The 8,933-nt window shown below is 67.0% G+C and carries 8 protein-coding genes, 1 tRNA gene and 3 pseudogenes; 6 read left to right on the top strand and 6 right to left on the bottom strand.

Annotated features, from left to right (window positions below):
• Both VET27_RS05560 and VET27_RS05555 read left to right on the top strand, forming a co-directional pair.
• Positions 1-243 (top strand): annotated as a pseudogene (locus tag VET27_RS05560) (hypothetical protein); the annotation flags it as partial.
• Between the two features lie 32 nt (positions 244-275).
• Positions 276-509 (top strand): annotated as a pseudogene (locus VET27_RS05555) (hypothetical protein); the annotation flags it as partial.
• Here the strand turns inward: VET27_RS05555 and VET27_RS05550 are convergent.
• A tRNA-Tyr gene (locus VET27_RS05550) sits at positions 481-563 on the bottom strand. The pseudogene VET27_RS05555 and the gene VET27_RS05550 overlap by 29 nt on opposite strands.
• Before the next feature lie 104 nt (positions 564-667).
• On the opposite strand from VET27_RS05550, the gene VET27_RS05545 reads away from it, so the two are divergent.
• Positions 668-1,159, top strand: coding sequence for a YajQ family cyclic di-GMP-binding protein (locus VET27_RS05545; RefSeq protein WP_526515940.1), 492 nt, complete (start codon positions 668-670; stop codon positions 1,157-1,159).
• On the opposite strand, the gene VET27_RS05540 is transcribed toward VET27_RS05545, so the two are convergent.
• The gene (locus tag VET27_RS05540) at positions 1,156-1,281 is read right to left on the bottom strand and encodes a hypothetical protein (RefSeq protein ID WP_526515938.1); all 126 of its coding nucleotides are present in this window, start codon (positions 1,279-1,281) and stop codon (positions 1,156-1,158) included. The two genes, VET27_RS05545 and VET27_RS05540, sit on opposite strands and share 4 nt — an antisense overlap.
• A 160-nt stretch (positions 1,282-1,441) precedes the next feature.
• Positions 1,442-1,501: pseudogene (locus VET27_RS05535) on the bottom strand (hypothetical protein); the annotation flags it as partial.
• A gap of 717 nt (positions 1,502-2,218) precedes the next feature.
• On the opposite strand from VET27_RS05535, the gene VET27_RS05530 reads away from it, so the two are divergent.
• Positions 2,219-3,244 carry an NAD(P)H-dependent glycerol-3-phosphate dehydrogenase gene (locus tag VET27_RS05530; protein WP_526515936.1) on the top strand — a complete coding sequence of 342 codons (1,026 nt, stop codon included), beginning with the start codon at positions 2,219-2,221 and terminating at the stop codon, positions 3,242-3,244.
• A gap of 8 nt (positions 3,245-3,252) precedes the next feature.
• On the opposite strand, the gene VET27_RS05525 is transcribed toward VET27_RS05530, so the two are convergent.
• The 3 genes from VET27_RS05525 to grcC1 all read right to left on the bottom strand — a co-directional run bounded on the left by VET27_RS05525 (position 3,253) and on the right by grcC1 (position 5,805).
• Positions 3,253-3,660 (bottom strand): hypothetical protein, encoded by a 408-nt coding sequence (locus VET27_RS05525; RefSeq protein ID WP_526515934.1) that lies wholly within the window; start codon positions 3,658-3,660, stop codon positions 3,253-3,255.
• Positions 3,661-3,831: 171 nt separating this feature from the next.
• Positions 3,832-4,710, bottom strand: coding sequence for a zinc metalloprotease HtpX (gene htpX / locus VET27_RS05520; RefSeq protein WP_526515932.1), 879 nt, complete (start codon positions 4,708-4,710; stop codon positions 3,832-3,834).
• A gap of 87 nt (positions 4,711-4,797) precedes the next feature.
• Positions 4,798-5,805 (bottom strand): nonaprenyl/(2E,6E)-farnesyl/geranylgeranyl diphosphat synthase, encoded by a 1,008-nt coding sequence (grcC1, locus tag VET27_RS05515; RefSeq protein ID WP_526515930.1) that lies wholly within the window; start codon positions 5,803-5,805, stop codon positions 4,798-4,800.
• A 21-nt stretch (positions 5,806-5,826) separates the two neighbouring features.
• On the opposite strand from grcC1, the gene menJ reads away from it, so the two are divergent.
• The gene (menJ, locus tag VET27_RS05510; RefSeq protein ID WP_526515928.1) at positions 5,827-7,086 is read left to right on the top strand and encodes a menaquinone reductase MenJ; all 1,260 of its coding nucleotides are present in this window, start codon (positions 5,827-5,829) and stop codon (positions 7,084-7,086) included.
• A 273-nt stretch (positions 7,087-7,359) separates the two neighbouring features.
• A partial coding sequence (locus VET27_RS05505; protein WP_526515926.1) for an ATP-binding protein occupies positions 7,360-8,933 on the top strand: 1,574 nt, incomplete at its 3' end.

The following is an 8,933-nucleotide window of genomic DNA, read 5'->3' as shown; positions in this document are numbered from 1 at the left end:
CTCGGCGAGCGCCTGCGCAAACTCGGGATCCGAGCCCAACCCGGCCGCCGCGCCGCGCTCACCCACCTCGCCGCCCAACTACCCGCCGCCGTCATCGCCGACCTGCTCGGAATCCACCCCACCACCGCCGTCCACTGGGTCCACGACGCCGGCGGCGACTGGAACCGCTACGCCGCCCAACTCACCCAGGACGCCAGTCACCAACCACGACCAATGCCCCACGTCAGCGGTGCCCGCGGCTAAGCATTCGCAGGATTCGAACATTGCTGGTTACCAGTTTCAGTTCCGGCGCAAACGTAAAGGTGGTCCAGCGCCTCCTGGGCCACAAGACGGCAGTTCTGACCTTGGACCGATATGGCCACTTGTTCCCTGACGATCTCGACGCAGTTGCGGACGCTTTCGATGCTGCTGCGGACGCTCTGCGGACGATTGGCGGGCCCGAACGCAATCAGGCCCCCGCGAAAGGGGGCCTGACCAGCGTGGCAGGTACAGGATTCGAACCTGTGTAGGCGTAAGCCGACGGATTTACAGTCCGCTCCCATTGGCCGCTCGGGCAACCTGCCGGGATGCTTCGCACCAATCCCGACCCGGGTTTGGTGCGAGTAGCAGGGTACAACGAGGATGGTCCCAAGACGAAAACGCACCAACCTTAGGAAGGAGCGAGTCCATGGCGGATTCCAGCTTCGACGTCGTCAGCAAGGTCGATCGCCAGGAGGTCGACAACGCCCTCAACCAGGCCGCCAAGGAGTTGTCCACCCGATTCGACTTCCGTGGGACCGACACCACCATCGAATGGCAGGGCGAGGAGGGCATCATCCTGACGTCATCCACCGAGGAGCGGGTCAAGGCCGCGGTCGACGTCTTCAAGGAGAAGTTGATCCGGCGGGACATCTCCATGAAGGCGTTCGACGCCGGCGAGGCGCAGCCGTCGGGCAAGACCTACAAGGTGATCGGCAGCATCAAGCAGGGCATCAGCAGCGAGGACGCCAAGAAGGTCACCAAGCTCATCCGCGACGAGGGCCCCAAGGGCGTCAAGGCGCAGATCCAGGGCGAGGAGATCAGAGTCAGCTCCAAGAAGCGCGACGACCTGCAGGCCGTTCAGTCCCTCTTGAGGGGCGCCGACCTGGAGATCGCGCTGCAGTTCGTCAACTATCGCTAGGCGAGCGGGAACTTCGTCCAGTCGAAGCCGCCGTCGCCTTCGTGGTCGTCCATGTTGCGGCATTCACCCGACAACTCGACGTTGGCCCACCCGTCGGCGGGACCGGAAGCCATGACGCCCACCACGCCCGGCCGGTGGATCACGCGGCCGTGCGTCACGTAACCGGGCGGCGGCCGTCGGTCCAGCCGTTGGCGACCATCGTCGCGGCGATCCGGTCGAAGTAGGCATCGGCCTGCTGCCCTGGTCGTTGCACGAGCTGAACGAGAAGGCCGCGTATGCATCCTCCAGCTTGGCCAGGCGGGTGATCTGCTTGGCCGGTTCGACGACCTGCCTGCGGGCCACCTCAGTGGACAACGGATCAGCGGATGGTCCGCGTCGTGGCCGACGTCATGGCGTTGCGTCATCGAACAGCTCCTAGATCCAGCATCGTCGCGAAAGCGGCGGCGAGGGACCACCAGCCGCGCTTGACGGGGGACGTCCGTCGCCCCGTGTGAAGCTTCCGGTGCGCTCGGCGGGACGGTGCCAGTGGCCGCGCGGATGGCCGCAACGGTCTGGTGAACGGTGCCGCCATGATCCTCAGATGCGCCGGGAACCACGGCGGTAGCGTCGCGGTGCCGTCATCGGCCACCTGCCAGCCGACCGCCCACACGCCATTGACGACGGTGAGCACCGCGTCACGGGCTGACGACAACTGGCTGCAGCCGGAGTGAAGCGCCGTCTGCAGGGCCTGCAACCGCCCGCGCAGCCCGTCTGCTTCAGGAGGTCGGCTTCTCCCCTGGCGATGGCCGCAGCCGAAGCCTGCCCCTGCCACGACGCCTCCAACTCGTCGAGCGCGCGGCGCTGGTCGGCGATCACCACGTCGAGCCGAACGATCCTGGAGGCGAGCTGATTTGAAGCGGCGGTCAGCGAATCCGGGTCCGACGACTCGACCGTCGACACCGACACGGACACAGAGCCCCCTCGGCGTTTGCTCCTTCCATTATCCGCCCACCGCACCGCTGTCCGTGACAACAATCAAATCGCACTCGGGGAGCCGTCGTCGGCAATACCCTGATCGCCATGGCACCAGCGCAACGCGAACCGAACGTCGTCGTCCTCGGTGGAGGCTCCTGGGGCACCACGGTGGCCTCTATCTGCGCCAGGCGCGGACCGACGCTGCAGTGGGTGCGCTCGCAGCAGACCGCCGACGACATCAGCAACAACCATCGCAATTCCCGCTACCTCGGCGACGAGGTCGAACTCGCCCACTCGCTGCGCGCCACCACCGATTTCTCCGAGGCCGCCGAGTGCGCCGACGTCATCGTGATGGGCGTGCCGTCCCACGGTTTCCGGGGCGTGCTGACCGAACTGGCCAAGGAGCTACGGCCGTGGGTCCCGGTCGTGTCACTGGTGAAGGGCCTCGAGCAGGGCACCAACATGCGGATGTCGGAGATCGTCGACGAGGTGCTGCCCGGTCACCCCGCCGGGATTCTGGCCGGACCGAACATCGCCCGCGAGGTCGCCGACGGTTACGCCGCCGCGGCAGTGCTCGCCATGCCCGACCAGCACCTGGCCGCCAACCTCGGAAGCCTGTTCCGTACCAAGCGTTTCCGCACCTACACCACCGACGACGTCGTCGGCGTCGAGATGGCCGGTGCGCTCAAGAACGTCTACGCCATCGCGGTCGGCATGGGCTACGCGCTGGGTATCGGCGAGAACACCCGCGCCTTGGTGATGGCCCGCGCCGTCAACGAGATGTCCAAGCTCGGCGAGGCCATGGGCGGCAAACGGGAGACGTTCGCCGGGCTGGCCGGCCTGGGCGACCTCATCGTCACCTGCACCAGCCAACGCAGCCGCAACCGCCACGTCGGCGAACAACTCGGTTCCGGCAAGACCATCGACGAGATCATCGCCGCCATGAATCAGGTCGCCGAGGGCGTCAAGGCCGCGAGCGTCATCATGGAGTTCGCCGAGAAGTACGGGCTGAACATGCCCATCGCCCGCGAGGTGGACGGCGTCATCAACCACGGTTCCACCGTCGAGGACGCCTACCGGGGCCTCGCCGCCGAGAAACCGGGCCACGAGGTGCACGGGTCGGGCTTCTAGGCGACCGGTCAGTTGGCGTACGGGTTGGACACCTGAGGGCGATTGATCAACGGGTTGGACGCGTCGAGGACGAAGCTGCCCGCCGGGCTGATGACGAAGCCGCCTCCGTCGTAGTTGTTGACGCACGACGTCGTCGTACCGTCGGTCCCGCACGTGACGTTGCCGAAGCTGATCTTCGTACCAGCTGGCAAGCGCTGCGGCAACGTCTCGAACACGTACAGCGGACGGTCGGCGTTGGCGAAGGCCGGTGGGCCCATCTGCCCGCCGGTGACCGCGTTGGCGCCATTGGGGGCGGCCGGAATGGGTCCGCTGCACCCGTAGTTACCGGACCCGCGACTGATTACGCAGGCAATGTCGCCGGGCACCGCGAATCCGTACACGGCGCCATCCTGCATGGTGTACTCGGACGGCTTCACCGGGGCATACGAGTTTACGTTGGGCGCGGGGGGCGGCGCTGGTTCCGGATCGGCGGAGGCCATTCCTGGCACACCGATCACTGCTGACCCCGCAGCTATCAGACCGATCAATATTCTGCTCAGCACACGCTCACCCTAGAGGGCGACCTCGGGACGCGCAGCGGTACCGCGTCAGTACTGCCCGGGACCCTTGCCCGCCATCTGCTCGAGACGCGCGATGCGCTCCTCCATGGGCGGGTGCGTCGAGAAGAGCTTGCCGATCTTCTCGCCGGCCCGGAACGGGTTCGCGATCATCAGGTGCGCCTGGTCGGCCAGTTTGGTCTCGGGCGGCAACGGCGCCAGCTCCACACCCATGCTGATCTTGCGTAGGGCGCTCGCCAACGCCAGCGGGTCACCGGTCAGCTCGGCGCCGGACTGGTCGGCCTGGTACTCCCGAGACCGTGACACCGCCAGCTTGATGACGGTCGCCGCGATGGGACCGAGAAGCGAAACCAGCAGAATGGCAAAGGGATTCGTCCCACCCTCGCGGTTACCCCCGAACATGCTCGCGAAGAAGGCCAGGTTCGCGAGCGCCGTGATGACCGACGCCATGGCACCCGCCACGCAGGAGATCAGGATGTCGCGGTTGTAGACGTGCGACAGTTCGTGCCCCAGGACGGCGCGCAGCTCACGCTCGTCGAGGATGTCCAGGATCCCGGTGGTGCAGCACACGGCCGCATTGCGCGGATTGCGACCCGTGGCGAACGCGTTGGGCGCCGCGGTGTCGCTGATGTACAACCGGGGCATCGGCTGATGCGCCGTCGTCGCCAGCTCGCGCACGATTCGATACATCGCCGGGGCCTGCACCTCGGTGACGGGTTGGGCGTGCATCGCCCGCAACGCCAACTTGTCGCTGTTGAAATAGACCCAGACGTTCATGCCGACGGCGAACAGCACGGCAAGGAACATGATCGATCTTCCGAACAGCGCGCCCACGAACACGATCAGCCCGGAGAAGACGACCAACAACACGAACGTCTTGAACCGGTTCGCGTGTGGATGCCAGGTCATCGAGGCCCTCCTACTCAAACCGCCGACCACTCAAACCGAGGTAGTCATTCGCTGACCCAACGCTCGGGACTGCGTCTGAGGTTCCGGTCAGCCGTGTCGATTGATCGTGTAGTCGACGAGGTTGGCGAGCGCGACCCTGCCGGGCACGGCGGGCAGCTCGGCCAGTTCATCGCGGGCCTGCGCGGCATATCCGGCGACGGTTTCCTTCGCCCGTGCGATCCCACGTGACGAACGCAACAGTGCCAGCGCCTCGGCGACGTCGGCGTCGTCCTCAACGGGACCCGCGAGCAGCTCGCGCAACCGGTCGGCGTCGGGTCCGTTGTCCCGCAACGCGTACAAGACGGGCAGCGTGTGTACGCCCTCCCGCAGATCGGTGCCGGGCACCTTGCCCGACTCGTCGGGATCGCTGTCGATGTCGATGATGTCGTCGGAGATCTGGAACGCCGTGCCGACGATGCCACCGAGCCGGCCGAGCCGCTGGATCTGCTGCTCGTCGGCGCCGGAGAACGTCGCACCGAAGGTCCCGGACGCCGCGATCAGGCAGGCCGTCTTCTCGTACACGACCTTGAGGTAGTGCTCGACGGCGTCGACCCCCTCGGCCGCCCCGCGAGTCTCGCGCATCTGGCCCGTGACCAGCTGCGCAAAGGTGTCGGCGATGACGCGCACCGCGTCCGGGCCGAGCTGCGACACCATTCGCGACGCGGTCGCGAAGAGGTAGTCACCGGCCAGGATCGCGATGTTGTTGCCCCAGCGCGCGTTGGCACTGTCAGCTCCGCGACGCACCTGCGCCTCGTCCATCACGTCGTCGTGGTAGAGCGTCGCGAGGTGCACCGACTCGATGACGGCGCCCGCGACGGTGACCTGCCACGCATCGGGTTCGGGACCCAGTTGCGCAGACAGCACCGTGAACAGCGGCCGGAACCGCTTGCCGCCCGCTTGAAAGAGGTGCTGAACCGCCTCGGCCATCAACTCGTCGGCCCTGCCCAGCTCAGTCGCCATGAGGTCCTCGATGCGCGCCACACCGTCACGAACACTCGCCGCGAAGGTTGCGTCACCGAAGTCCACGCCCGCGACCACGGTCGCTGGTGTCTTCATTGGTCCAACATACTGGGAACCGTGGACACCTCGACGGCGGGCAGGAGCAGAGCGACCCGGGACGGCAGCAGGGCCGACGTGGTCGTGATCGGCGCCGGCCCGGCCGGATCAGCCGCCGCTGCGTGGGCGGTCCGCAACGGCCGTGAGGTGCTGGTGATCGACGCCCAGCAGTTCCCTAGAGACAAGGCGTGCGGCGACGGTCTCACCCCTCGCGCGGTCGCCGAACTCGAGTTGCTCGGCCTCGGCCCGTGGCTGGACGGCAAGGTCCGCAACCGGGGGTTGCGCATGTCGGGCTTCGGCGCGGACGTGGAGATCGAATGGCCGGGCCCGTCCTTCCCGCCGACCGGCAGTGCCGTGCCCAGGACCGAGCTCGACGAACGCATCCGCTGCGTCGCCGCCGATGACGGGGCGGAGATGCTTTTGGGGGCCAAAGCCGTTGCGGTGGAGCATGATTCAAGCGGGCGCGCCACGTCGGTGACGCTCCAGGACGGGGCCACGATCGGATGCCGGGAGCTGATCGTCGCTGACGGCGCCCGCTCGACGCTCGGCCGTGTCCTCGGTCGCGAATGGCACAAGGAAACCGTGTACGGGGTGGCGATCCGCGGCTACATCGCCACTCCGCGGAGCAGCGAACCGTGGATCACCTCGCACCTGGAACTCCGCTCCCCCGCCGGCGAGGTACTACCCGGATACGGGTGGATCTTCCCGCTCGGCAACGGCGAGGTGAACATCGGAGTGGGCGCGCTTGCCTCGTCGAAGCGGCCCGCCGATACGGCACTGCGCCCGCTCCTCTCGCACTACACCGATCTTCGGCGCGACGAGTGGGGCTTCACGGGCGAGCCACGCGCCGCGCTATCGGCACTGTTGCCGATGGGCGGCGCCGTCTCCGGCGTCGCGGGACCCAACTGGATGTTGATCGGAGACGCCGCGGCCTGCGTCAACCCCTTGAACGGCGAGGGCATCGACTACGGACTCGAGACTGGGCGCCTGGCCGCCGGAATGCTCGGCAGCGGTGACCTGACCCACGCCTGGCCGGCCGAACTTCACCGGCACTACGCCCGCGGGTTCTCCGTCGCGCGGCGGATTGCACTGTTGCTGACGATTCCCCGCTTCCTTCCCACCGTCGGTCCCCTCGCCATGCGTTCGCACTTCCTCATGGAGGTTGCCGTGCGCGTGATGGGCAATCTGGTCACCGACGAGGATGCCGACTGGATCGCCCGGGTGTGGCGAGGTGCGGGGGCGGGCTCGCGCAGGATCGACGGGCGCAAACCGTTCAGCTGAACGGTGCGGATGTTTGCTGCAACTACTCCGGCCGGCGATGACGGCCGCCATTCGCGCCACCTACTCCGACCCTCGGTCCACTGATCACCACACCCGACCGTCATTCAAGTGGGACGCTGGTCACCGCGGATCGCTAAAATTGCCCACGGCGTCAGTCTCGTCCGGCTTATCGTTTGCCAGGAACGGGGATGAGGAACACGTTGGGGGTTTATTGACGTTGGGGGACGTGAAATGGTGCGCTCAGAGGTGAGCCGGACATCGGAATCGCGCGCGATGACGGCATTCTTCGAGTCCGCCGAGACGCATCCGTCGGTGCTCGTCATCGAAGGTGAAGCGGGCATCGGCAAGACCACGCTGTGGCTGGGGGCCTTGGAGCAGGCACGCGAAGCGGGCTTCCACGTACTTTCGGCGCGGGCCGGTCAAGCCGAATCCGGCCTGACGTACGCGGTGCTCGCCGATCTCCTCGAGGGTGTCGACGCCGAGGTCCTCGACACCCTGCCCAACCTGCAGCGAGTCGCGATCGACAGGGTTCTGCTGCAAGGCGACGGCAGCGGGCCGGTCACCGACGAGCGCGTCGTCGCGTCAGCCTTCCTGACCCTCGTCGACCGACTCGCGACCGAAGTCCCGATGATCGTCGCCGTCGACGACGTGCAGTGGTTGGACTCCTCGAGCCAGGCCGTGATCGCCTTCGCCACGCGACGGCTAAAGGGACGCGTCGGCGTGCTCGTCACCGAACGGACCGAACCCGACGGGAGAAACGGCGCCGAGTGGTTGAAGCTGAACAGGCTCGACGGCGTCGAACGCATGCAGGTCGGCCCGCTCAGCCTGGGCGGACTCCGCAAGGTGATCACCAGCAGCCTCGGGCGCTCATTCTCGCGGCCTACGATCGTGCGGATCAGTGAACTCTCGGGCGGCAACCCGTTCTACGCGCTCGAACTGGCGAGGGCCATCGACGGCCAGTCGAGTACCGCCGATGCCGCACTGCCGGGGTCGCTGGCCGACCTCGTCCGGTCGCGACTCGACCAGTTCAGCGAGGGCACCCAGACGGTTCTGCTGGCCGCGGCCAGCGTCGGCGCGTCCACCGTCGACCTGCTCGCACAGGTCACGCACCAAACGGCCGAGCGCGTGGTCGAACTTCTCGAAGCGCCAGAGACCAACGGCATCGTGCAGATCTCAGGAAATCGAGTGCGATTTGCCCATCCGTTACTCGCCCGCGGGGTGTATAGCGTCGTCGGACCGGCCCGGCGCAGGCAGATGCACCGCACCCTGGCCGCGATCGTCGAGCAGCCCGAGATGCGGGCGCGTCATCTGGCGTTGGCCACCTCGAGCGCCGACCCCGAGACTCTGCTGGCGCTCGATACCGCGGCCGACGCAGCGCACGCGCGGGGTGCACCGGCGGCCGCTGCCGAACTGCTTGACCTCGCCATCAACCTCGGCGGCGACACGCCGGCACGCCGAATCCGTTGCGCAGAGAACCATTTTCGCGCGGGCGAGCCTCAGCGCGCCGACGAGCTGATCAAACCCACGTTGGATCAACTCCCGCCAGGACCACTTCGTGCGGCTGCGCTGAATCTGCTTGCGGTCATTCGGATTTACGACGACAGCCTGCTCGAAGCAATTGACTTGCTCGACCGTGCACTGAGCGACGCAGAGGACGACCACGCCCTGATGGTGCGAATTCTCCTGTTGTCCTCCTTCGCGTTCCTGTATTCGGGCAAGCTGGATGACGCCGTTCGCCAATCCGACGAAGCGCTGGAGCGCGCGCACGGCCTGTCGATGCCCGAGCTGACCAGCCAGGTGCTCGCCACATCCGTCTTGGCAAAGTGCACGCGCGGCGACGGCGTCGA

This window comes from Mycobacterium sp. (genome assembly GCF_035633495.1).
Lineage (GTDB): Bacteria > Actinomycetota > Actinomycetes > Mycobacteriales > Mycobacteriaceae > Mycobacterium.
The sequence above is the reverse complement of the archived record's forward strand: the minus strand, read 5'-3'. Positions and strand labels throughout refer to the sequence as shown.

Bases quoted from the DNA above. Each gene is read 5' to 3' on its own strand.
- VET27_RS05545 (WP_526515940.1), top strand. From the start codon at position 668: ATGGCGGATTCCAGCTTCGACGTCGTCAGCAAGGTCGATCGCCAGGAG.
- VET27_RS05530 (WP_526515936.1), top strand. From the start codon at position 2,219: ATGGCACCAGCGCAACGCGAACCGAACGTCGTCGTCCTCGGTGGAGGC.
- htpX (WP_526515932.1), bottom strand. From the start codon at position 4,710: ATGACCTGGCATCCACACGCGAACCGGTTCAAGACGTTCGTGTTGTTG.
- grcC1 (WP_526515930.1), bottom strand. From the start codon at position 5,805: ATGAAGACACCAGCGACCGTGGTCGCGGGCGTGGACTTCGGTGACGCA.